The organism is Pedobacter sp. Leaf216, assembly GCF_001421515.1.
Lineage (GTDB): Bacteria > Bacteroidota > Bacteroidia > Sphingobacteriales > Sphingobacteriaceae > Pedobacter.
This window is the reverse complement of sequence record NZ_LMKM01000016.1, coordinates 44,206-67,413: the sequence shown is the minus strand read 5'-3', so window position 1 is coordinate 67,413 and position 23,208 is coordinate 44,206. Positions and strand designations below refer to the sequence as shown.

General features: G+C 39.0%; 19 protein-coding genes. 4 read left to right on the top strand and 15 right to left on the bottom strand.

The window, feature by feature from the left end:
- Positions 1-25 precede the first annotated feature (25 nt).
- Positions 26-2,113 carry a phosphate acetyltransferase gene (gene pta, locus ASE74_RS14245; RefSeq protein ID WP_055910367.1) on the top strand — a complete coding sequence of 696 codons (2,088 nt, stop codon included), beginning with the start codon at positions 26-28 and terminating at the stop codon, positions 2,111-2,113.
- Between the two features lies 1 nt (position 2,114).
- Complete coding sequence (locus ASE74_RS14240) at positions 2,115-3,311, top strand: acetate/propionate family kinase (protein WP_055910364.1); 1,197 nt, start codon at positions 2,115-2,117, stop codon at positions 3,309-3,311.
- Between the two features lie 46 nt (positions 3,312-3,357).
- Here ASE74_RS14240 and ASE74_RS14235 read toward each other — a convergent pair whose 3' ends face one another.
- Together ASE74_RS14235 and ASE74_RS14230 are read right to left on the bottom strand one after the other, a co-directional pair.
- Entirely contained in the window at positions 3,358-3,741 is a 384-nt protein-coding gene (locus ASE74_RS14235) for a VOC family protein (RefSeq protein ID WP_055910362.1), read from the bottom strand.
- A gap of 173 nt (positions 3,742-3,914) precedes the next feature.
- Positions 3,915-4,391: a DinB family protein gene (locus ASE74_RS14230; RefSeq protein ID WP_055910359.1), complete on the bottom strand. Its 477-nt coding sequence runs from the start codon at positions 4,389-4,391 to the stop codon at positions 3,915-3,917.
- 111 nt (positions 4,392-4,502) lie between these two features.
- Between ASE74_RS14230 and ASE74_RS14225 the strand changes: the two genes are divergently transcribed.
- Positions 4,503-5,576 (top strand): aminotransferase class V-fold PLP-dependent enzyme, encoded by a 1,074-nt coding sequence (locus ASE74_RS14225; protein ID WP_055910356.1) that lies wholly within the window; start codon positions 4,503-4,505, stop codon positions 5,574-5,576.
- On the opposite strand, the gene ASE74_RS14220 is transcribed toward ASE74_RS14225, so the two are convergent.
- Genes ASE74_RS14220 through ASE74_RS14200 form a run of 5 tightly spaced genes read right to left on the bottom strand, consistent with a single transcriptional unit; the run spans position 5,573 to position 11,614 of the window.
- Positions 5,573-6,547, bottom strand: a complete 975-nt coding sequence (locus ASE74_RS14220) for an L-histidine N(alpha)-methyltransferase (RefSeq protein WP_055910353.1) — start codon at positions 6,545-6,547, stop codon at positions 5,573-5,575. The genes ASE74_RS14225 and ASE74_RS14220 overlap by 4 nt on opposite strands.
- A 7-nt stretch (positions 6,548-6,554) precedes the next feature.
- On the bottom strand, positions 6,555-7,706 hold the full coding sequence (gene egtB, locus ASE74_RS14215; protein ID WP_055910350.1) for an ergothioneine biosynthesis protein EgtB: 1,152 nt from the start codon (positions 7,704-7,706) through the stop codon (positions 6,555-6,557).
- Positions 7,706-9,277 (bottom strand): ABC transporter permease/substrate-binding protein, encoded by a 1,572-nt coding sequence (locus ASE74_RS14210; protein WP_055910347.1) that lies wholly within the window; start codon positions 9,275-9,277, stop codon positions 7,706-7,708. Before ASE74_RS14210 ends, egtB begins: the two co-directional genes overlap by 1 nt.
- On the bottom strand, positions 9,270-10,229 hold the full coding sequence (locus tag ASE74_RS14205; protein WP_055910344.1) for an ABC transporter ATP-binding protein: 960 nt from the start codon (positions 10,227-10,229) through the stop codon (positions 9,270-9,272). The genes ASE74_RS14210 and ASE74_RS14205 overlap by 8 nt, the downstream gene beginning before the upstream one ends.
- Positions 10,230-10,231: 2 nt before the next feature.
- Positions 10,232-11,614: a mercuric reductase gene (locus tag ASE74_RS14200; protein ID WP_055910341.1), complete on the bottom strand. Its 1,383-nt coding sequence runs from the start codon at positions 11,612-11,614 to the stop codon at positions 10,232-10,234.
- A gap of 205 nt (positions 11,615-11,819) precedes the next feature.
- Between ASE74_RS14200 and ASE74_RS24745 the strand changes: the two genes are divergently transcribed.
- Positions 11,820-11,960: a hypothetical protein gene (locus tag ASE74_RS24745; RefSeq protein WP_157255431.1), complete on the top strand. Its 141-nt coding sequence runs from the start codon at positions 11,820-11,822 to the stop codon at positions 11,958-11,960.
- 242 nt (positions 11,961-12,202) lie between these two features.
- On the opposite strand, the gene ASE74_RS14195 is transcribed toward ASE74_RS24745, so the two are convergent.
- From ASE74_RS14195 to ASE74_RS14160, 8 genes are all read right to left on the bottom strand, one after another.
- On the bottom strand, positions 12,203-14,764 hold the full coding sequence (locus ASE74_RS14195) for a M1 family aminopeptidase (protein ID WP_055910339.1): 2,562 nt from the start codon (positions 14,762-14,764) through the stop codon (positions 12,203-12,205).
- An 11-nt stretch (positions 14,765-14,775) separates the two neighbouring features.
- Positions 14,776-15,960, bottom strand: coding sequence for an NRAMP family divalent metal transporter (locus tag ASE74_RS14190; RefSeq protein WP_055910336.1), 1,185 nt, complete (start codon positions 15,958-15,960; stop codon positions 14,776-14,778).
- Positions 15,957-16,718, bottom strand: coding sequence for a 5-oxoprolinase subunit PxpA (locus ASE74_RS14185; RefSeq protein WP_055910333.1), 762 nt, complete (start codon positions 16,716-16,718; stop codon positions 15,957-15,959). The genes ASE74_RS14190 and ASE74_RS14185 overlap by 4 nt, the downstream gene beginning before the upstream one ends.
- Positions 16,715-17,713, bottom strand: coding sequence for a biotin-dependent carboxyltransferase family protein (locus ASE74_RS14180; protein WP_055910331.1), 999 nt, complete (start codon positions 17,711-17,713; stop codon positions 16,715-16,717). The genes ASE74_RS14185 and ASE74_RS14180 overlap by 4 nt, the downstream gene beginning before the upstream one ends.
- 2 nt (positions 17,714-17,715) lie before the next feature.
- On the bottom strand, positions 17,716-18,456 hold the full coding sequence (pxpB, locus tag ASE74_RS14175; protein ID WP_055910329.1) for a 5-oxoprolinase subunit PxpB: 741 nt from the start codon (positions 18,454-18,456) through the stop codon (positions 17,716-17,718).
- 331 nt (positions 18,457-18,787) lie between these two features.
- Positions 18,788-19,324, bottom strand: a complete 537-nt coding sequence (locus ASE74_RS14170; protein WP_055910324.1) for a DUF3347 domain-containing protein — start codon at positions 19,322-19,324, stop codon at positions 18,788-18,790.
- A 1-nt stretch (position 19,325) separates the two neighbouring features.
- Complete coding sequence (locus tag ASE74_RS14165; protein ID WP_055910321.1) at positions 19,326-21,776, bottom strand: zinc-dependent metalloprotease; 2,451 nt, start codon at positions 21,774-21,776, stop codon at positions 19,326-19,328.
- Between the two features lies 1 nt (position 21,777).
- Positions 21,778-23,205 carry a RagB/SusD family nutrient uptake outer membrane protein gene (locus tag ASE74_RS14160; RefSeq protein WP_055910318.1) on the bottom strand — a complete coding sequence of 476 codons (1,428 nt, stop codon included), beginning with the start codon at positions 23,203-23,205 and terminating at the stop codon, positions 21,778-21,780.
- Between the last annotated feature and the right edge of the window lie 3 nt (positions 23,206-23,208).

The following is a 23,208-nucleotide window of genomic DNA, read 5'->3' as shown; positions in this document are numbered from 1 at the left end:
TATTCCTATAATTGATCCCTATTTTATGACTAAAAATATTTTTATTGCTTCAGCCGAACCCTACACCGGAAAATCAGTAATCGCTTTCGGCATGATTAACATGTTGTTGGCAAAAACTCAAAAAGTGGGCTATTTTAAGCCTATTATAGCACAGGATGACCCAAATCAAAAAGATGAACATGTAGAAGCCATGCTTGATTATTTTTCGCTTCCTGTTAAATATGAGGATGCTTTTGCTTTTACCCGGCAAGAAATGCTGCATCAATCAGAAGATAGCGGAATAATTATCAATACCATCATTAGTAAATATAAAAAACTAGAAGATAATTATGATTTTACAGTAATTGAGGGTAGCGACTTTTTAGGCGAAGGCATGGCTTTCGAATTCGAATCGAATGCTTTAATGGCCAAAAACCTTGGTGCTCCTGTATTAATTGTGGTATCGGGAAAAAACAAAACGGCGAGCCAGCTTTTTAAAACTGCCATTAACATTTACCGTAACTTTTTACTGCGCGATGTACAGGTTTTGGGCGTGGTGGCCAATATGGTAAATCCTGAGGAGGCCGATCGGATAAAACAGGCTTTAACCAACCAATTGCCTGCTGAATTGCTAATTGCAGTAATCCCTACCGAAACAGGACTGCAAAGCCCAAGCATGAAAGAAATTGCGTTGGCTTTGGGTGGCGAGGTACTTTTCGGATCTGAATTGCTCGATAACCAGGTTGATAACTTTGTTACCGGAGCCATGATGTTGCCAAACTTTTTAAGGCACATTAAAGATAATCTCTTGATTGTAACGCCCGGCGATCGTGGTGATATCATTATTGGGGCTTTACAGGCTAATTTATCAGCCAATTACCCAAAAATTGCAGGGATTGTTTTAACAGCGGGCAGTTTACCTGATGAACCGATTATTAAACTGATTGAAGGTTTACAAACCATTATTCCGATTGTTTCGGTACAGAAAGGCACTTTCGAAACCACCACTACAATTGGTGGTATCCATTCAAAAATAACGATTGAAAACAAGAAAAAGATTGCCACAGCGATTGAGCTTTTCGAAAAATATGTAGATATAAAAGCTTTAGACGATAAAATTATCACCTTTAGCTATCAGGGCATTACGCCGCATATGTTTCAATACCAATTGGTTAAATGGGCCAAACGTGATAAAAAACATATTGTTTTGCCTGAAGGAAATGATGAACGCATTTTAAAAGCGGTAGAAAAATTAATTGCGCAAGACATTGTAGACCTTACCTTATTGGGCGATCCGGTTGAAATTACCAATAGCATTAAACGATTGGGATTGAATTTAGATACCAATGCGATAAAAATCCATAATCCCGGTCAGTCTGCGCATTACAATGATTATGTAGATACGCTGCATGAGTTGCGTAAGGCCAAAAATGTAAACCTGGAAATGGCAAGGGATATGATGACTGATGTTTCTTATTTTGGTACCATGATGGTTTACAAAGGTGATGCTGATGGAATGGTTTCCGGAGCGGTGCATACTACCCAGCACACCATCAGGCCTGCATTGCAATTTGTTAAAACCAAACCGGGAGTTTCAGTGGTTTCTTCGATATTCTTTATGTGTTTACCCGAGCGTGTGGCCATATTTGGCGATTGTGCGGTAAACCCCAATCCTACTGCGCAGCAACTGGCAGAAATCGCCATTTCGTCAGCAGAGAGCAGTGCGAAATTTGGCATTGAGCCGCGCATTGCAATGCTTTCTTATTCATCCGGAACATCTGGTGAGGGTGAAGATGTAGAACGGGTACGCGAAGCCACCGCCATTGTTAAAGCAAAACATCCGGAACTGAAAATAGAAGGCCCAATACAATATGATGCCGCGGTTGATCCACTCGTGGGTAAGCAAAAACTTCCGGGATCGGAGGTTGCAGGACGGGCAAGTGTACTCATTTTCCCTGATTTAAATACGGGTAACAACACTTACAAAGCCGTACAACGCGAAACCGGTGCATTGGCCATTGGCCCTATGCTGCAAGGTTTAAACAAGCCAATAAACGATTTAAGCCGTGGTTGTACTGTAGATGATATTTTTAATACCGTTGTAATTACAGCGATCCAATGTCAAGATATTTAACATGAACATTTTAGTAATTAATTCAGGAAGCAGTTCCTTAAAATACCAGCTTTTTAAAATGCCAGAAAAAGCCCCTGTTTGCAGTGGTTTAGTAGAACGTATTGGCATTGAAGGTTCATTTGTAAAACACACCGTTTACAAGGGAGCAGAAAAACACAGTATTGAAGAAACTGGTTTTATTGCCAACCATGGAGAAGGTTTAAAACAAGTGCTCTCCTTATTAACGGAAGGATTACATGCGGTAATTAATAGTCCGGATGATATTGATGCCGTTGGACACCGTGTAGTACATGGTGGCGAAAACTTTTCGGGTCCGGTAATTATAACTGATGATGTAAAAAAGCTGATCAAAAAGCTATTTTCGCTGGCACCGCTCCATAATCCTGTTAATTACAAATGCATAGAGGTAGCAGAACAAACTTTTGTTAATGCAAGGCAAATTGCAGTATTTGATACTGCGTTTCATCAAACCATACCCGAGCAGGCTTACCGCTATGCCATTCCGGAATGGTATTATAAAGAGCATAACATCAGGGTGTATGGTTTTCATGGTACAAGCCATAAATATGTAAGCGAACAGGCTATAAAATGGTTAAACAAGTTGCACAGTAAAATTATCAGTATCCATCTGGGCAATGGCTGCAGCATTACAGCCATAAAAGACGGTAAATCTATCGATACCAGTATGGGTTTTGGCCCGTTAAGTGGATTAATGATGGGTACACGTTCCGGAGATATTGATCCTTCGGTTATTTTCCATTTAATGGAGCATGCGGGTTATACATTGGAGCAATTGAGCACACTGGTTAATAAACAATCAGGGCTTTTAGGTGTAGGTGGCTCGAGCGATATGCGTGATATCAAAAAATTGGTAAGCGAAGGAAATCAAGCGGCTGTTTTAGCCCTAAAACTGTACGCTTACAGGATTAGGAAATTTATTGGTGCTTATGCAGCAGTGTTAAATGGTATTGATGCGGTGATATTTACTGCGGGGGTTGGCGAAAATGATAGCAATATGCGAGAGGCTGTATGTGCTGAACTCAATTACCTTGGTATTGAACTGGATCAAGATCAAAATATTGCCTACAAAGGCGAATTAAAAGAAATTAATACTGTTAATTCGAAAGTTAAGATTTTGGTAATACCCACAAATGAAGAATATGAAATTGCTTATCAGTGTTTTGGACTTTTAGCATAATGAATCCGAAGTTGGCCTTGTGCGAACTTCGGAAGTGTTAAAGCTTTTAAGCCGTTTCCAGAATAGATAATATATTACCGGAAGGATCTCTAAACCAGGCAATATTTGGTCCTCCATTTCCGCGGGATATACCTTTTTCATCTGTTTTAATCGTGTCCTGATTGTAAATCTCGAATTGCACCCCCTTTGCTATAAGTTCATCCACTGTTTGATCTATATTATCAACCGGAAAATTAAGCACAGTAAACGTTGCCGGAACGTGATTGGGCTTTGGATATAGTAATACATTAGTTGAGCCAGATATTACTAACTCAATCAATCCCATCGGGTTATCTTTAACCTCAATACCCAATATACCCTGGTAAAAATCTTTTGCTTTCTGTAAATCATCTACAGAAAATGAGCTGAATGCTTTGGAATTTTGTAACATAGTTATTTAATTAATTCAGTTATGTAAAATCGCATGATTAAATGTAGCGGGTTATTTTTACAAATTTTGGTTGCATAAGCGTCAATAATAAGGCCTGAATGAGACATCTTTCTCAGCGATGTTGTTGTGAAATACAAACAAATTTAAATCCATGTAAATCCGTGTTGAAACACCTAACTTTTCCAGGCCCCCATTAAACGCCTGATGACTACAATTTCAGCAACATGATAAGCATTATGATCAGCAATCTGCAAAGCTTCACGCAATACACTTTGTCCATCGCCATGTGGAATTGCCTCAAATAAATCAGCAGCATCCAAAAGCGCAATAAATTCATTTAAATTACTATCAATCTGCTTCAGTGTATTGTTCCAGGCTGCTTCATCTGTTGGAGCAAGTGCTTTAGGCCAATATTCATCGGGCCATTTTGGCGATTGGTGCGAACCGTCTTTACTAAATTCGAGCATATCCCATTGGGCAATTTTTATGTGTTCTACCAGTTGCCAAATGCTATAAGGCAAATTATGGGGCTTTTCTCCTAATAAATTAAATGGCAGATCGGCAACGGCATCTTTAAAACCTACATGGGCCCCTCCTCCATTTAATAGCTTTTTCAGTTCTGTAATCAGTATTGATGTTTGATTGTCCATAGTAACGTCTCGAATTGTATAAATAACAATCGTGTTTCTCATAGGTTTGTATAAAATTCAGTTTAAAAACTTAGACTGTTTGTTTTATACGTATTTCTGCTAATTTTGAGCATGAACCTATCTTTTCCGATCCTCGAAGCCTATACTTACCTCAATACTGCAAACGCTGGTATCTTATCTCAAAATATTGCTGATTGGAGAACCAAACATGATGACGATTTTATTGCCGGAGGAAGCATGTTCAGAACGGAAAACCTGCCATTAATCGATAAGCTGAGAAATACTATAAGCGGCCTTTTCGGATCAAAAACTGAAAACACCTTTCTTGTTCAAAATTTCTCGGTCGGGTTTAATACTTTGTTGGCCGGATTGGATAAAAACCATCGTTTTCTGCTATTGGAAGAAGAATATCTATCAGTGAGTTATCCTGTGCGCAGTGGTGGTTTCGAATACCGTACAGTGGCAATTGATAAAAATTTAGAGGAAAATATTATCCATGCAATTGATACTTTTAAGCCCACAGTATTTTCATTTAGCATGGTGCAGTACATCAGCGGATTAAGAATGGACGATGAGTTTATTCAGAAACTTAAAAGTAACTACCCTAAACTTTTATTAGTTGGTGACGGCACACAGTTTACAGGCACAACAGCGTTTGATTTTGAAAAATCAGGATTGGATGCCTTGATTGGAAGTGGTTATAAATGGCTTTTAGGTGGCTTTGGAAATGGATATGTTTTTCTTTCCGATCAAATGAAAGAGGCAGTTTACAGCCAAAAGAAACTGGCAGAATTACCAAATACTCCATTTTTGAAGGGAAAAACCCATTTATCAATGTGTTTTGAACCGGGGCATTTGGATACGTTAAACTTTGGTGCATTAAACGAAAGTTTAGCGGAGCTTGCTGCAATCGGTTTCGATTCGATTGAGAAACTGACACAAACGTTAAGCAACAAAGCCAGATTCGAATTAAATTCGAGGGGGTTAATTCCAGACTGGATGCTGGATAGAAAATACCAATCAACTATTATGAGTATGCCGTTGCATGAAAACAAAGTAAACCAACTTGCCGAGGCAAAAATAATATGTTCACCCAGGGGAACGGGAACCCGGATTTCGTTCCATTTTTACAATACAGAGGAAGATTTAAACCGCCTTTTAACAGTTTTGGATGGCAGAAATTAATCTACCTTCCAAATGGCATCTACAAAGTATTGATTTTGATCGAAAAAGCGTTGAAGCGGCTTAAAACCTGTTTTCTCAGCCAATTGATCGATATCAGCAAGTGAATATTTTTGTGATATCTCCATGTAAACATGTTCATTTTCAGCAAAATGTACGGCCTGGTTCCCAATGTTCACAATCTGGTTTTTTAAACTGATGAGGTAACTTTTACAGGCACCTGATGCAGGATCATAACTTGCATAGTGATCAAAATATTCAAGATTAAAATTACCATCGAGTTCTTTATTAATGCGGTTTAGCAGGTTAAGGTTAAACGATTTTGTAATACCCGCCTGATCATTATAGGCTGCAAGGATTTTTTGCGGGTTTTTCTTCAGGTCGAAACCAATAATTAAAAAATCGTTAGGCGAAAGTATCTCTTTTAATGAAATACAGAATTTTTCTGCATCGGCGATATTCATGTTTCCGATGTTTGCACCCATAAACAATACTACTTTCCTACGGTTTGATAGTTCTGCAGCCCTTTTGAGCATGTCAAAATAATCGCCATTTAAGCCAGTCATATTTAAGCCCGGAAGCTTTTTCGGAAGGTTTTCTTCAAGATCATCAATTACATGCGCTGAAATATCGATGGGTAAATAACTAAACTCCAAATTACTGCTCATCAATGAATTAAGCAGATGTATAGATTTTGTGGCATCCCCGGCTCCCAATTCAATCAGATCAAAAGAACTTCCATCTGCAGCAATTGCCTGCGAAAGCTGATCGGCCTGATATTGAAGAATCTCCATTTCGGCATTGGTTAAATAATATTCCTCCATATCCATAATCTGTTGAAAAATACGGTCTCCGGTAGCATCATAAAAATACTTGGAAAGCATAAATTTCGGTTCAGATTGCAAACCCGTTAAGGTTTCTTGGAGAAACTGTGTTTTTTGGTCGGTTGTTGTTTCGATAGTGGTGGTGGTCATATCTATACTATTTTACCAGGCGGAGGCCTGTATATTGCCATCTTAAAAGTGGGTGAAAGAAATTTCGATAAGTGATTCTCGAATGGTTATCGGGTGTAGCTATTGATGCGCCCCGAAGTACTTTTTGGTTAACCATAAACTTACCATTGTACTCGCCTATTGCGCCTGGTGCTTTGCTAAAACCGGGATAAGGCAGATATGCACTTTCTGTCCACTCCCACCGTTCGCCCCAGTTGAAGTTTTGTGCGGCAATTTCCCATTCGAACTCTGTGGGTAAACGCATTCCTTTCCAGCTTGCAAAAGCATAGGCTTCGTAATAACTAATGTGCGTTACCGGGGCATTTAGATCAACAGGTAAAAGGCCGCTTAATGTATAATTGAACCATTTTGCATCAATTAAGTGCCAATACATGGGTGAGGCAATGTGGTTGGTTTTTAACCAATCCCAACCTTCAGCATGCCAGTAATTAAAGTTTTCATAACCTCCGGCTTCAATAAATCGAATAAATTCGGCATTGCTTATCAGTGTTTTACTGATGGAGAAATTTTGCAGGTAAACTTTGTGCCTGTTCAGTTCATTATCGAAACTGAAATCATTTCCGTTATAGCCAATTTCGTAAATACCTTCTTTAATATCAATAAAACCATCATCCCCATTACTGTGATGCAAAACTTCCTTTTTAAGCGTAGAATATACCGGAAAGAGTGGATTATTGCCTAAAATGTATTTAATATCGGTAAGCAAAAGTTCCTGATGTTGTTGTTCGTGGTTAAAACCTAAAACCAATAAAGCTTTAATTTCATCGGCGATTGGTTGAGCTAAAAATTTTACCATGGCTTCATCCACGTAAGCCCTGTACTGGTAAATTTCATTTACACTCGGGCGGCTTAAATTTCCGCGGTCTGTACGGATTACCCGATTGCCTACAGTTTCATAATAACTATTAAAAACAAAACTATAGTCATCGTTATATACCTGGTAATTAACAGCAAACGGATTTAATATAAAGGTTTCGAAGAACCAGGTGGTATGCCCCAAATGCCATTTCGGAGGACTTACATCTGCCACAGGCTGTACCACATAATCTTCTGTTTGCAGCGGTTCGCAAATTTGTTCGGAGCATTTCCTTATCTCCAAGTATTCTTCTGCCAGTGTCATTAATTTTTATCTAGATAGTTTTTAAGATCTGTGATGGTATTAACATTCAGATCTTTTGATTGTTTTCGCCGCATCATTAATGCATAAGAATTGTTAAAACCAATAGGTTTAAGCCATTTGATTTTGAATTTCTTTTCAAATTCTGCCGATACATAATTGTAGGTTTTTTCTTTATCGTGGGCCATTTCTTTTGCTACTTTTGCATCTGGCTGCAGCAAAACCAGCAAGCCTGTTCCGGTATATTCAGGATAAAAATCGATCTGGTTATTGGTTAGTGCATCAAAACATATCTTTGTTCCACCAAGTCCAGTTTTGGTTGATACATCGTAATCTGTGTAGCCTTTAATCAGCATACTGTACATTTCTGCGAGGATATATTGCTCACCAAAAATTTTGGAACCAATTCTTATTGTGCCGTTATGGCCATTTTTAGGGGCTTTATATAACCCGATACTGATCAGGAAATCCTTAGCTACCCGTTCTGGAGACTGGTGCAGGTAATCCGTTTTATAGTTTAGATCGGTCATCGCAGCATCCGTAATTTTATCTGCAAGGAGATTTAATGTTTCCTCCAACTGAGGAAATTGCTTTAATGCTTCGTTCCGAACTATTGGTGCTGCGTAATATGGTGGAAAAATGTTTTTATCATCTTTAAGAATTTTAAGGTCGAAAGCTTTTAAACGGCCATCGGTAGAATAACCACTAATTACATCGAGTTCTTTAGCGTACGCTGCTTTATACATTACCGCATCACTGATTACGATGGTATGAATCTTTAAACCATATACCGATCTTAAGCCTAGATCTCCATCTTGCCTACCCATAAATTCGGGGGTAAATCCGGCTGTTAGCGTAGAACCATAAGCAGATGGGAGCGCGTAAAAACCACCTAAAATTAAAATTACAACAGGAAAAACATAGAGTGCCCGCCTTAACTTTTTAAAATCCATTTTCTGAATTAATGAAAGTAAAGCATCCAGAATAATTGCAAGCAGTGCCGCGGGGATTGCTCCTGCCAGGATCATGTTGGTATTATTAAGCGAAATGCCTCCAAAAATAAACTCTCCCAATCCGCCGGCGGCAATAAAAGAGGCCAATGTGGCTACACCAACATTAATTACCGTAGCGGTACGGATGCCCGCCAAAATTACCGGCATGGCTAAAGGCAATTCTACTTTTAATAAAATCTGACTTCTGCTCATCCCCATAGCCCTTGCAGCTTCTTTTATATGCTGATCAATACCAATAATACCAGTGTAAGTATTGCGGATAATGGGCAAAAGGGCATAAATAAGCAAGGCCACAATGGCGGGCTTGGCACCTATACCCAAAACAGGAATCATAAAGCCCAATAAGGCAATACTTGGAATGGTTTGCAGCACACCTGCAATACCCAAAACTGTACCCGAAAGCTTTCTTTTTCGTGCTATTAAGATACCCAAGGGCAAACCAATGGCTATGGCCAGTAAAAGCGAAATAAAAGTTAAACCTACATGCTGCAAGGTTTGGTTAAGCAATTTATCAGATTGCCCCTGCATAAACTGCCATAAGGTTTGCTGTTGTTCATTCATGCGGTTGCGAAGTTTGAAACTGATTAAAACCTTGTGTCAATTGCTCAAAAGTAACCGTTTTGCTTTCCTTATTATCTGCAGATATTAACAATTCATGCCTGTCGGTATTCCTCAGCAACTCCATAGCTTCCCATATATTAAGGTTTGCCGGAAAAGCTTTTCCATCTTGAAGTGTTCCTTTAGGTAAAAACGACCAAATATCCTGTATATTAACCACTTTAAATTCTAAAGCAAGTTTTTGACTGGCTAAGAATTTCTTCGCAAAATCGTTCACCGGTTGATAGAGCAATTGTTTTGGTGTACCGATCTGAATAATTTTTCCTTTATCCATTAAACAGATCCTGTCTGCCAGTTCGAAAGCTTCCTGAACATCGTGTGTAACCATAACAATGGTTTTACGTTTTAACTCCTCGAGTGCTTTAAACTCTTTCTGAATGCTGCTCCGGGTTACATTATCAAGTGCACCAAAGGGTTCATCCATTAACAATACAGCCGGGTTGGTAACCAAAGCACGTGCCAGGCCAACCCGTTGCTGCTGCCCGCCACTGAGTTGATGGGGAAACATTTTTAGTACATTTTCAGGAAGATGAAGTTTACCAATAAGTTCTTGTGTACGGCTCTTGATTTTCTCCTTTTCCCACCGCAACAGTTTCGGTACTACAGCAATATTTTCGGCAATGGTATAATGCGGAAAAAGCCCGATGTTTTGCATCACATAACCAATGCCTTTCCGCAATTCATCAGGGTTTTGATTGGTAATGTCGGCTCCATTGATGATAATCTGCCCGGTATCTGGCTCAATCAAACGGTTAATCATTTTTAAGGTAGTTGTTTTACCGCAACCACTTGTACCCAATAGTACGAGCGTTTCTTTTTCTTCTACTTTAAATGAAATGGTATTTACAGCCTGAGTATGGCCAAATTTCTTGCTTATCTCCTTGAGTTCGATCATATTTAATTGTCGAGTTTCATAAATAAGTTGTTCAACGATTCTGAATAGGTAGGATGCGCAAAAACACAATACCTGATCCTATCGTAAGTGATTCCGCCTTCCATGGCCATCTGCAAAACCGACATAATTTCTCCACCCTCTGAAGCTAATATGGCAGCACCCAATATCTCTTTTGTATCGGCATTTACCACGGCTTTCATCAGGCCAAGTGTTTCACCTGTTTCTATGCCCCTGGCCACGCTCGTCATCGGAAGGACTGCTACTTTATAATTCAGTTTCTTTTCTTTTGCTTCTTTTTCCGAGATGCCAATTCGTCCAAGTTGTGGATCAGTAAACATACAATAAGGCACCGGGCGATCGTGAATAGAATAATCGGTGCCCTCAATCAGGTTGCGGTAAACTATGGTATAATCGTTATAGGCAATATGGGTAAACGCCGGACCTCCCTTTACATCACCAAGCGCATAAATTCCTTCTATGTTGGTTTCCAGTTTTTCATTAACCAGAATATGTCCATGGTCATCGAGCTTTACGCCACAGTTTTCAAGTCCTAAATCTGCTGTTTGAGGCGTTCGGCCTACGGCAACCAACAAATGCGTTGCACTGATTTTTTTCTTGCGCTTACCGGAAAGGAGCTCAATGTGAATCTGATTTTTGTCTTTTTCAATTTTATCGATTTCAACCCCGGTAATGAGTTCAATCTTTTCATCAGTTAAGATTTCGGTTAACGCTGATGAGATATCCTGATCTTCTTTAGCCAATATTCCGGTTGATTTTTCGAGAATGGTTACTTTACTTCCAAAACGGTTAAACATTTGTCCAAATTCGAGGCCGATGTAATTTCCACCAATAACCACCAAATGCGCTGGAACGGATTCGAGATCTAAAATTGTTGTTGAGGTGAGGAAATCAATTTCATTTAATCCTTCAATATCCGGTATGGAGGTTTTTGCTCCTGTATTGATAAAAATTAAATCGGCAGTCAGTTTTTCTTCACCGCCGTTGTTGAGTGATATGGTAAGTTCTTTCTTTCCGCTAAACCTGGCTGTACCGAAGATAAGGTCAAGTCCTTTAGTGCCTTTAATGCCTTTTTCTGATGAAGACCTAAATTGTGTTACTATATCATCTTTACGCTGTTTAATTTTTTTAAAATCAATTTTTACAGTACCTACCTCAACACCTAGATCAATAGCTTTTTTTGCCTGGTATACGGCTCTTGCAGAGGCTACCATAGCTTTGGTTGGTGTACAACCATCGTTTATACAGGTACCGCCAACAAGCCTTTTTTCGATAATGGCTGTTTTTTTACCCGCTTCGGCCAGTTTTTTAGCCAATGGAGTGCCAGCCTGCCCTGCTCCAATAATTATTGCATCATAATGTTTCATTGATTCTTAGGTTAAAAGGATTTGTTTTGTTCTGACACTTATAACCTCAATAGCCAGCTCAATGTTTGATCATGGCTAGTTATTATCTGATTAATCGAAAGAAAGTGCTCACCCTAAGTTCGAATAAAAAAGTTACAAACTATATTTAAAAAGCTACGTTAAATAAATGTAGACAATTAATTGACAAACATAAATTACCGAAGCCATGTATACTCAATCGACAGAAAACACGAACCTAACCGTTTATATCCAGGATGATCATTCGATCGAAGACAAAAGAGAAATTTTATTAAATGGTTTATTAGATAACCTGAACAGCGAAACTGAATCATTAATTAGAGAGTAATTGATAGGTTTTATTTTGTGAAATTTAGGGCGCAACAAGCTTTTAGGTTTAACAAATACTTGAATCATTATTTTGATTTTAGCAAGTCGATTTTTCATTAGGTAGCTGAACGGAGAAATCTAATTTAAAAGATTTCTCGGTTTCATTGCACTCCGCTCGAAATGACTTGCAGCAATTGAATAAATTTAACTTATCAACCTGAATTTATTTCAGAACGTTTGAATAATTTAATTACAGCATACTTAGTTTACGATAAACTGTGCTCGCCTTAAATTATCCGTAGCCTGCAAAATTTTATCCTTTAATTTGGGGTTGTAATTTGGGTGCGCGTTTAAAAAATCTTTCACTATTCTATTTGCCTGCTTGGTATTGTAATTCGAAAATATGGAAGCCAGCCATGATTGAGGGAAAAATATATCCCCGGTTTTTTGTATCTCTTCCAATAAATTTAAACTTTCGGCAAGGTAATTCACTGAACTAGCCTGCCTGATTGGATGGTGAAGGTAAAATAACGCCGTTGTAACCCATGCTTCTTTGTTACGGTTTTTCCGCTCCTTCAAACTATTAAAAAAACCATCTCTTACTTTAATATCGGTTGATAGTGCTGGCATTAAATAAAGTAGGCGGTTTTTACGGTCATCATTTTTAGTCCTTGCCAACTGTTCTTTTAAAATGCTGTTCGCTGTATCCGTTTTGAGGGCTAAAGTTAAAGCCAAGGCACTATAATCATCTTCCAAAAGTTTAATTCCTTCAGGTGCAGATTGTTTTAGCCAGAAATTATACATTTTTTTACCTGCTTCGGCACTCAAGTAAACATTTTGGTAAGCATTAAATAAAATCTTTTTATTGTTTTGCATTTGCTGCTTCTCCATGGCGGTCCATATTGTTTTCTCCACACCAACATGTAAGGCATTTCTTTTAGCTGGGGTGAGAAATGTCCAGTAAATATTTGTTAAATACCCTGAAAGCAACCTCAGGTTCATTTCATTTTGTTCTACATTGAGTCCTTTAAGCAAAACATTTAAAAGTGCATCAGGTTTATTGCCGCGGCCCGAAAGCATATTCTCATATGCATTGATATAGGCTGATGCTCTTTCTAAAGGATCTACCAAACTATAAAGATTAGCGGTTAAGGGCTGGTCGATTGGGAAAAGACCATAACCGGCACCATTCGCATTAAACAAAATGTATTGAGGCTTCGAAAGTCCCTTTGCCTCATTTATAAACGTTTTTGCATTCATCGAATTAACCATTAATACCCTACTGCTATCGGCATATACCAGTTTCACTGTGAAAGATTGAGGCCATATTCTTTGCGCGCCCACTTCGCTTTTCTGACTGATGGTTAAATCGTTTATTTTGTCGCCATCAAACTTAATATCATAACTAAAAATTGGTCTGCCAGGTTCATTTACCCAAACCTTATTCCAACTGTACAGGTCGCTTTTACTATATTTACTTAAAATCGCTATCAGATCGTTCCAGGTAGCGTTGCCATAACTGTATTTTTTTAAGTATTCCCGTATTCCTTTCTGAAAACTCTCCTTTCCCATTAATAACTCCAACTGGCGCATCATAATCGGGGCTTTATGGTAAATGATATTTCCGTACATTGAACCTGCTTCCTGCAGATTATCCAATTGCTGGCGGATGGGATTTGCACCCAATGTTCGATCTACGCCATATGCTGCGGGGTAATGGTCTTGCAAAAACTTTAAGTCAAAAGTACTTTTACCCATCAGTTTTTCTGTCACCTTATCAGCCATAAAATTTGCAAAAACCTCTTTCATCCAAACATCGTTAAACCATTTCATGGTAACCAGATCGCCAAACCACATGTGTGCCGTTTCGTGCGAGATGAGGTTGGAACGCGAAATAAACTGATCTTTGGTTGCTCCCTGATCCAGAAACAGGGCCGATGCTTTATACTGTACTTCTCCGGGATGTTCCATACCGCCAAACTGGAAATCAGGAATTGCTACAAAACCCACTTTCTGAAAAGGATATTTAATGCCCGTCCATTCCTCCAAAAAGTCAATTGCATCACGGTGTGCCACAAAAACAGAATCTACACTGAGTTTAATTTTAGCAGAATCGGTTTCGCGGTGCAGAAATTCCATGTCGCGGTTATTCATCTTATTTTTAATAAAAGCATATTTTCCTGCTGTAAAAGAAAACAGGTAAGTAGGCAGTTTATCTGAATTTTTAAAATGATACGTAACGGCATTTCCATTTACCAGTGAATCCTTTTTAATTGCATTGGCCATTACTTTCCAATCAATTGGTACCGTTAATGAAAGTAAAAAATTAGCTTTCAAGTCAGGTTGATCAAAACAGGGAAACACGGTTCGGGCATGATCGGGAACAAAGAGTGCATAAAGAAAATCCTTATTTCTGTTTAATGATTCATTGCCTGCAACAAATTCGATTTTAATAGTATTATTTCCGGCTTTTAGGTATTGCTGATCGATCAGAATATGTTCTTCCTTAAAATTAAGCGTTATCTCTTTGCCATTAACTAAAACCTGCTTTAAATGATCGGCATTTTGCTTAAAGTCTATTTGCAGTTGAGCCAGCTTATTTAACTTAAAAACAATACTTTCTGTAGCGTTTATTATTGCTGTTTGTTCTGCAGGAATGTTAAAATGAAGTTTATACTGAATATTGCTGATGGAAGCACTTCTTGATGTTGCCAGCGCAAGTGAAACCCCTGGTGTTACAGGGATAGCTGGTGTGTTATTTTGCGCAAAGCAGGAAGCACTCAATAATAAAAAAAGGCAGGTATATTTTGTAATCGTATTCATCGTATAAATTTTTATTCTCCGTTAACCATTTGTAAAATGGTGCCATAACTCATCCAAACCATGGTAAGTACCACAGCCAAACCAGTAAGCGTAAGCCAGAGCGGTTGTTTATAATTGGCAATAATTTTGGTTTTATAAGCAGCGATAAGCATAATGCCCAAGGCAATTGGCAGTATAAAACCGTTTATGGCCCCTACTGTAAGTAATATTTTAACAGGTTTGCCAATAAGGATAAAAATAACACAGGAGATGGATATAAAAGCAATAATAATTTCCCTGTTGTATTTTAAGATTATGGGATGGAAACTTTTGATAAAAGATATGGAGGTATAGGCCGAACCGACAACAGATGAAATACCTGCCGCCCAGATGACCACACCAAAAATTTTATAACCAATTTCACCACTGGCCAGTTTAAAAACCGAAGCAGCCGGATTGGCAGGATCTAAGGCTAAACCTTTACTCACCACCCCCAAAGCGGCAATAAACAACAATAAACGCATAATTGACGCAAGGCCGATTGCACTTAATGCGCCTTTATTTACCGCAGCCAGGTTTTGTATACCTGTTTGCCTGGCATCCAATAAACGGTGTGCGCCTGAAAAGGTGATGTAGCCACCAACCGTACCCCCAACAATGGTTAATACCGCGGTAAAACTAAATTGCGTTGGGTTTATCGCCCTTAATGCAGCTTCGGCCAAAGGCGGAGAGCTGGTATAGGCGATAACTAAAGCCAGTACGATTTTGATTAAGCCCATGGTTTTGGCGAAAACATCCATGGCTTTACCGGCTTCTTTGTAAATAAAGATACCAATAGCCATTATAGCACTGATTACTGCACCTTTACCTACACTAATGCCAAAAAGCACATTTAAACCCAAACCTGCCCCGGCTATGTTGCCGATATTAAATGCCATGCCACCTAAAAAAACGAGGAATGATATAAAATAGCCCAAGCCAGGAAATACCTTATTTGCAATATCTTGTGCGGGTTTATCTGCAACAGCAATAATCCGCCAGATGTTTAGTTGTGCAATGGCATCCAGTATGATGGATAACAAAATTACAAAAGCGAAACTGGCACCCAATTGTTGGGTAAATACGGCCGTTTGCGTTAAAAACCCCGGACCAATAGCCGATGAAGCCATTAAAAAAGCAGCTCCTAAAAGTACACTCCAATTGTATTTTGGTTTCATGCCGTGGGTGCTTTAATAGATATGCCCTCTTTTGTTAAGCGTTCAGAAATTAATTTAGCAAAAGCAACCGCATGTTCACCATCTCCATGCAAACAAAGTGTTTCTGCACTCACAGTAATCTTATTTCCATTTACACTTTTCACCTCTTGTTTAATGGCGAAACCTAGTGCTTGCGCAACAGCCTCTTCATCACTCGTAATTAGCGCATTGGTAGCTGTACGCGGGGTTAACAAACCATCATCCCGGTAGGTACGGTCGGCAAAAACTTCTGATGAAGTAACAATACCTTTCTTATGTGCTTCGCTGATCATTTTACTACCGGCAAGTGCATATAGAATTAAACCAGGATCAAAATCGTAAACTGCCTGAACAATTGCCTTGGCCAAAACCTCATCCTTTGCTGCCATATTATACAATGCACCATGTGTTTTTACATGATGGAGTTTGCCTCCTGCAGCTTTAACAAAACCACTTAATGCGCCAATTTGATATAAGGTAAGCTGGTAAGCCTCATTTGCAGATATCTTCATTTCTCTTCTGCCAAAGCCCTGTAAATCTGCCAAACCCGGGTGTGCGCCTATTGCAACTCCTTTTTTTACCGCCAAAGCAACAGTATGCTGCATTACTGATGCATCTCCTGCATGGAAACCACATGCAATATTGGCTGAAGAGATATAATCCATCAGTTTTTCATCATTGGGCATGGCATAATTTCCAAATGCTTCCCCCATGTCGCAATTGAGGTCTATTGTTTTCATAAATTTAAATATTTAAGGCCTATCGCTGTGGTAATCAACGATAAATCATGTTCGCGTTCCAGATATAGCTCTTCTGCTTCATCTCTGGATATTTCAGAAAAGCGAATTTCATCGCCAGGCTTTAACTGTGCACACAAAGGTAGATCAACAGCAGCAACATGGGCTATGCGCGGGTAACCGCCAGTTGTTTGGCAATCGGCCATGAGGATTACCAAATCGCCACTTCCTGTAACCTGGATTATTCCGGGAGTTACAGCGGTACTGAGCAATTCTTTTTTAACTTTTCTAACCAGGGCTTTGCCGTTTAAATGGTATCCCATCCGGTTACTTCTTTTATCTATTTGATATGTTTTGGTTAGGAAAGAGATAATGGATGTGGCATCAAACCAATTGATTTCGTTAGCCAATACCACCCTAATGGTGTGCCTGTTTTCGGGTATTAAACTTTCGCGGGAGATACGCCAGTTCGGATAGCTTAACTGATTATTTTTAAGCTGTTTAAATATCGCTTCCGAAACCTTTGCTAAACAAAGATTATTGCTCAATACATCGCCCTTTTTTAGTGCCCTTCCATTAAAACCGCCGAAACCAGCAGCAAGAAATGTACTTTTACTTCCCATTACTTCGGGCACCTCCCACCCACCGGCAATTGCAAGGTAAATTCTAATCCCTACAGGGTTATTGATTAATTTTATTACCGAACCTGCGCGGATAAATAACGGCTTTTCTGCAGGCATCACCTGATCATGATCAACCAGAAATGCCCCATCGCCAAAGTATGCAAGCAAAAGATCGGTTTCTGCTTTAAAAGAAGCATCAGCATAAGTAAACTCAATGGTTGCCAAATCATCATCATTACCAACCGCTTTATTGGCCAGCCGATGAGCGAGTTGATCCATCGCACCAGAAATGGGTACAGCTTGTGAAAGGTAGCCATATCGGCCCATATCCTGTACTGTGGTTAACAAACCTGCTTTTAGGATACTGATTTTCATACTCATTGTTTGCCATAAGTATTAAATTCATCAATATTGATGGCTCTGAAGCGAACCAAATTGCCCCCTTTTAATAATGAAGGTTCGGCCCTGTTTACATCGAACATTTTTAAGGGTGTTCTCCCTATAATCTGCCATCCGCCGGGTGTTTCAATCGGGTAAATACCCGTTTGCATCCCCGCTATACCAACTGATCCTGCTGGTATTGTTGCATCTGGCACCTGCTTGCGTGGGGTTTGTAAACTTGCATCCATGCCACCCATATAGGCGAAACCAGGTACAAAACCTATCATGTACACAATGTATTGCATGGAGGAATGCCTTTCGATAACTTCTGCTATACTAAGTTGATTTATTTTTGCAACTGTTTCAATATCAGCCCCAAAACTCCCTCCATAACATACCGGAATAATGATTTCAACGGGTTTATTTATAGCTTGTCTGCTTTCTGACTGTTTAATGTGATTCAGGAAGTACGATACTTTATCAAAACAAGTTTCGCCCGGAAGATTGGATGTGTGTACTAAAAGCGGATCAAAAAATACGGTAAGTGTACAATATGCAGGCACCGTAGTGATTAAACCTGGAAAAGGATTTTGCATTAAAACACGGTTGTAGCTTGTAATAAGCTGCAATATTTCTTCACTAATTACTGTTCCGAACTCAACGGTAACCGATTGCTCATTCAATCCATAAATATTAACCGAATAATCAGGCGTAAAATATGGGCTTTCTTCCGTCATATTAACAATCTGATAAAAATTTTAGCATATAACCTCATTATATATCGAACAGCATAAAAGCATAGCCATAAAAATGATTATATAATATTGAAAACGCAAAGGTTTTGAAAATTTCATCATCATTTGCTCAGAAATAGGGAAAAATTAGCTGCATTTAATCTCAAAACGTTATAATATATATTCGATGATGTTTATAAGACTAATTTTTAAGAATTAGCTTATTTTAATAAAAGTGTAATTAACAACCAAATAACATCATTATGATAAACAAAAAAAACGGTTCCTATCCGGGAAACCGCTTTTAATCATTAACTATTATTTTGATGTCGTATTAAATACTTGCTTTTACTTCGCCACAGGTAAGCATGTTTTTTGGGTAATAAGGGTTTTGTATCGCCTTTTCATCGCTAATCCATGTAGTACCCATCATAGGGCAAACCTGTTTGTAAAGTGTGGTTTTCTCTGGTTTAAACCTTTCAATAATCGACCACATTTTAACAGAAAGTTTATCCATTTCGCTGCGTTGTTTATTGATTGATTTTGTAGCAGCAATAGCCAAAGCAAGTGTTTTAATCTCTTCACGTGTTGTTGTGGCCGCATTCATTTCAGCTAACGAGAGTTTTTTAAACTTAAACTGGTTTAATACAGCAACAAACTCTGTGGCAGATTTAGCCGCTTGTACCGAATCGGATTTTACCAGACTGTTTTTCATACCCAGGTAATTGGAGATGATCGCTTCTTTTAAAGCTTCTCTTTTCTGCGCCAGTTCTGGCGTGGCCACTTCTTGAGCCGATGTTTTAACCTGTGCTTTTAATCCTGAGTTTAAAAGTAATGCTGCACCCAGCAAAGCAATTAAATAACTTTTCATATTATGAGATTGTGTTTGATTTCTTGTTAATTTTTTCTATTTCTAAAAGCATATCTTTCAAATGCAACAGGTTAATGCCTGTAGTTTGCGGCATTAACAACTTAATTGTTTCCTTTACATCATTAAGGTGTACAATAGCTTCCAACCTTACATCGCTCCTTTGGGCTGTAGTCATCGCTTTGCCATCAGCTATATCTTTCGGATTAATCAGCGTGTTTAACTTTTCAATGTATGAGCGTTCCAGACTGCGGCGGTAAACATCACTGCTTTCCACTCCGGTAAACTTAACCCAGGTGGCATGCTTTAAATCCACTAAAAATTCTTTTACCGGATAAGGATTTGCTGAGGCAAGTGCTTTTTGGCTTAAATTGTACAATAGCCCCTGACTTAAAAACATATTCAGCATTTGGTTCTGCTGATCTACCATTTCATCCATCGGTTTAATATTAATCCGGCTGGTAATATCTTTAGGGTACAACCACAACGGTGCTTCAAATACCTGTCGGCCTACATAATCTACAACAGCCTTAACACGTTTTTTTGGCACTTCGGTAATTACAACTCCAGCCTCATCAGCACTTCTTTTGGTTACATAACTATTGCCGATATTTTTCATTACATGATAAAGGTACCTGCTGTATTGGCGAACAACCGCTTTATGCATGTCACTTAAATTATCGTAAAGGTCGCCAGGTTCATAAGTCCATTTAACCAGGTTGGGCACCACGCGCTTTAAGTTTTTTATCCCGTAATCACTTGCGGCAATGGCATCATCACCGATATCTTCTGTTTGGCTGCGCGGATCTTCTTCTTTCCCTTCGCCACCAAACCAAAGTTTAGGGTTGGCAGAAAGCGAATCAAGAATCATCTTCTTAGTGATTTTTTCTTCCGAATATTCATCTTTAATTCCAGCATAATAACGGTAGCCCCAATTAATTGCCCATTTATCATAAGCACCAATACGCGGGTAAATGCCAGCAGGCGAAATATGATCTTCGGGCTGCGCCACATAATTAAACCGTGCGTAATCCATTATAGAAACCGTGTGTCCGTTTGCCTCTACCCATTTCTTATCCCTAAGTTTTTCAACGGGAGTTTGGCTGCTAGCTCCCATGTTATGTTTTAAGCCAAGTGTATGTCCAATTTCGTGTGAAGAAACAAACCTGATCAGCTGGCCCATCAGCTCATCGTCGAAGTTCATCTTTCTTGCCCGCTCATCAAGCGCACCCGCCTGGATCATGTACCAGCTTTGCACCAGCTTCATTACATTGTGGTACCAGCCTACATGACTTTCTATAATTTCCCCACTTCTGGGGTCGCTAATTCTTGGTCCGTAAGCGTTTGGCGTTTCAGAAGCATAATACCTGATTACCGAGAAACGTGCATCTTCAAGGCTCATGGTGGTATCTGCCTCTGGCCATTCCTTGCCAATTATGGCATTCTTGAAACCCGCCTTTTCGAAAGCTTTTTGCCAATCGTTAATGCCTGCAATTAAATAAGGTCGCCATTTTTTTGGTGTTGCCGGGTCGATGTAATAAATAATCTGCTTTTTTGGTTCAACAAGTTTGCCTTTTTTATACTTATCCAAATCCTCAGCTTTAGGCTCCAAGCGGTAACGTTCAATAAAATATTTAACATCAGCGTGTTGCCTTTCCTCATCAAAAAGAATGTACTTGTTGTTAAAAAAACCTACTCGGTCATCTGCAAAACGTTTGCGCATGGGTATTTTAGGCAAAAGCACAAAAGAGGTGTTCAACCTTAGTGTTACAACCCCCGTAAGTGCACCTGATGGGATGATGCCTGCAGAGGTAGAATAGGTTTTAGTACTCTTAATCTCAATATTAATGGGATAAGTGCTTATTTTCTCGATAAAAGAACGGTCATCAGCCACGCTTCCCAGTTTCTTGTTCGATTTTTCATCAGCAGCGATTGAAATAACAGGATTGTCTTTTTTAATAAAATCGGTAACCTCAATTACATAATTTCCTGTTAAGGGATTTTTTGCCTTGATATCGAAAGCAGCAACGATTGGGTTTTCCTGCGATTGCAGCACCGCTTTGTAAATGGCTTCATCATTGCTTTTAACATCCTGCCTGTAAAGCACCGATCTTAGCAATAAATTATTGTTGTTCCCTTTTTCAAAATAAATGGTTTGCTCATTGGCCGCTTCACCACCAAAACTCCCCATGCCCTGTGGCGTGCTTACATAACGTGTAACAGCTAAAATGTAGCGGTTAAGCATACTATCTGGTATTTCGAAATACCATTTCTGCTCTACACGCTTAACATCAAAAAGCCCTGTTTCGCTAAAAGAATTTGCAGGAATCAGCTTGCTGTAATCAACCGGTGCTTTACGGCTGGTGCTATCAGCCTTAACAACAGGTGTTTTTTGTGCGTAAGCAGTTATAGAGAGTAAGAGTGCGATTGGAAATATAATGTGTTTAATATTCATGTTAAAACGGGAGCTTTTCGTCTGTATTTAAAGTAAGATTGGGATTTTTCTTGAGTACGTTAAGCGGAAAAGGAATAATATACAACCTTGATGTAGGCAATAGCGTATAAGTTTGTTGTGGAACCGTTTTATTTACTATCGGGTACTTCCGCACTACCGTTTTAGCATATTCAGGCTCGGTATTTAAGCGTTTTAAATCCATAAACCTGTTAAAACCTAAAAACAGCTCTTTTCTACGTTCATTTATAATAATATCCATGGTTTCTTTCATGGTTGCCGGTACCGGGAGTAAAATTGTACCCGAAAGGATGCGCTTTTCGCGGAGTTTGTTTACCACTGCCATTGCACCAGCAAAATCACCTTCTCTGGCCAAACATTCGGCCTGCATTAAATATACTTCTGTTGTTTTTAAACCAACAGTTGGATAAAAAAACCTGGTATACGCTATACTATAATATGCTGCATTAGCACCAATATCTAAAAAGCTTGCACTGGTGGTGTTAAAAAACATATTGAAACGTGCATCATTGGTACCGAACAATGCTCTTAATTCGGGACTGATTAGCCAGGTATAACCAAAATTGGTTTCATTATAGCCCTGGATGTACATGTAACTTAATACTTCAGGGTTATTGGGCGCAACAATTGGAGTTACCGAAGGGCCTCCTTGTTTGGTAGTATAATTAACGAGATCAAAAATCTGGTTGTTATAAAAAAGTGATTTCTCGCACGCTGCTTTAGCCTGTGCAATTTCCTTTTTAAACAAATGCACTTTAGCCTTTAGTGCCCAGGCAAAAGCCAATGAGGGGTGGTAAGGATCTGCTGGTTTTTCTTGCAATAATGGAAGTGCTTCATCTAAATCTTTTTGGATAAAATCATACACCTGGGCTACAGTCGATTTTACCGGCTGTGCCTCTAAATCGTATTTATCCATAATGCAGATGCCGCCATCAGTAGCTGCTGTTGCCGCATTATAAGCTTTGGCATATACGTTTACCAATAAAAAGTGATCGAAAGCCCTTAAAACTTTAGCTTCTGCCTTGGCCAAGGCTTTAACCCGGTCGTCGCCTTTGCTGCCATCAACTAGGGATATAATGGTATTCCAACGGTTGATGTATACGTATGCCCGTTCATAAAAATTAGAACTCTGTATCAACGAAACACGATCGATGTTTTCGTTAAAACTAAAATGTACCGTGTTTAAATTAGGTGTTACGCCAATAAAATTCGATTCCTTAATCCACATGTCATCAACCAGGTATTGGAAATTGCTGATGATGTAAGCCCTGTTTGGATAAGAAACCAGGTCGTAATAATCCTGTGCATTTTCTACAAGCAATGAGCCTGTTGGTGTTAAATCGGTATATTTTTTACATCCGCCCATTGCAAAAAGGAAGATAAATGCTATAAATATGATATTTCTTTTCATTTT

Bases quoted from the DNA above. Each gene is read 5' to 3' on its own strand.
- ASE74_RS14160 (WP_055910318.1), bottom strand. From the start codon at position 23,205: ATGAAAAGAAATATCATATTTATAGCATTTATCTTCCTTTTTGCAATG.
- ASE74_RS14210 (WP_055910347.1), bottom strand. From the start codon at position 9,277: ATGAATGAACAACAGCAAACCTTATGGCAGTTTATGCAGGGGCAATCT.
- ASE74_RS14165 (WP_055910321.1), bottom strand. From the start codon at position 21,776: ATGAATATTAAACACATTATATTTCCAATCGCACTCTTACTCTCTATA.
- ASE74_RS14220 (WP_055910353.1), bottom strand. From the start codon at position 6,547: ATGACCACCACCACTATCGAAACAACAACCGACCAAAAAACACAGTTT.
- ASE74_RS14180 (WP_055910331.1), bottom strand. From the start codon at position 17,713: ATGAAAATCAGTATCCTAAAAGCAGGTTTGTTAACCACAGTACAGGAT.
- ASE74_RS14235 (WP_055910362.1), bottom strand. From the start codon at position 3,741: ATGTTACAAAATTCCAAAGCATTCAGCTCATTTTCTGTAGATGATTTA.
- ASE74_RS14225 (WP_055910356.1), top strand. From the start codon at position 4,503: ATGAACCTATCTTTTCCGATCCTCGAAGCCTATACTTACCTCAATACT.
- ASE74_RS14205 (WP_055910344.1), bottom strand. From the start codon at position 10,229: ATGATCGAACTCAAGGAGATAAGCAAGAAATTTGGCCATACTCAGGCT.
- pta (WP_055910367.1), top strand. From the start codon at position 26: ATGACTAAAAATATTTTTATTGCTTCAGCCGAACCCTACACCGGAAAA.
- ASE74_RS14230 (WP_055910359.1), bottom strand. From the start codon at position 4,391: ATGGACAATCAAACATCAATACTGATTACAGAACTGAAAAAGCTATTA.
- pxpB (WP_055910329.1), bottom strand. From the start codon at position 18,456: ATGACGGAAGAAAGCCCATATTTTACGCCTGATTATTCGGTTAATATT.
- ASE74_RS14200 (WP_055910341.1), bottom strand. From the start codon at position 11,614: ATGAAACATTATGATGCAATAATTATTGGAGCAGGGCAGGCTGGCACT.
- ASE74_RS14240 (WP_055910364.1), top strand. From the start codon at position 2,115: ATGAACATTTTAGTAATTAATTCAGGAAGCAGTTCCTTAAAATACCAG.
- ASE74_RS14185 (WP_055910333.1), bottom strand. From the start codon at position 16,718: ATGAAAACAATAGACCTCAATTGCGACATGGGGGAAGCATTTGGAAAT.
- ASE74_RS14170 (WP_055910324.1), bottom strand. From the start codon at position 19,324: ATGAAAAGTTATTTAATTGCTTTGCTGGGTGCAGCATTACTTTTAAAC.
- egtB (WP_055910350.1), bottom strand. From the start codon at position 7,706: ATGACACTGGCAGAAGAATACTTGGAGATAAGGAAATGCTCCGAACAA.
- ASE74_RS24745 (WP_157255431.1), top strand. From the start codon at position 11,820: ATGTATACTCAATCGACAGAAAACACGAACCTAACCGTTTATATCCAG.
- ASE74_RS14190 (WP_055910336.1), bottom strand. From the start codon at position 15,960: ATGAAACCAAAATACAATTGGAGTGTACTTTTAGGAGCTGCTTTTTTA.
- ASE74_RS14195 (WP_055910339.1), bottom strand. From the start codon at position 14,764: ATGAATACGATTACAAAATATACCTGCCTTTTTTTATTATTGAGTGCT.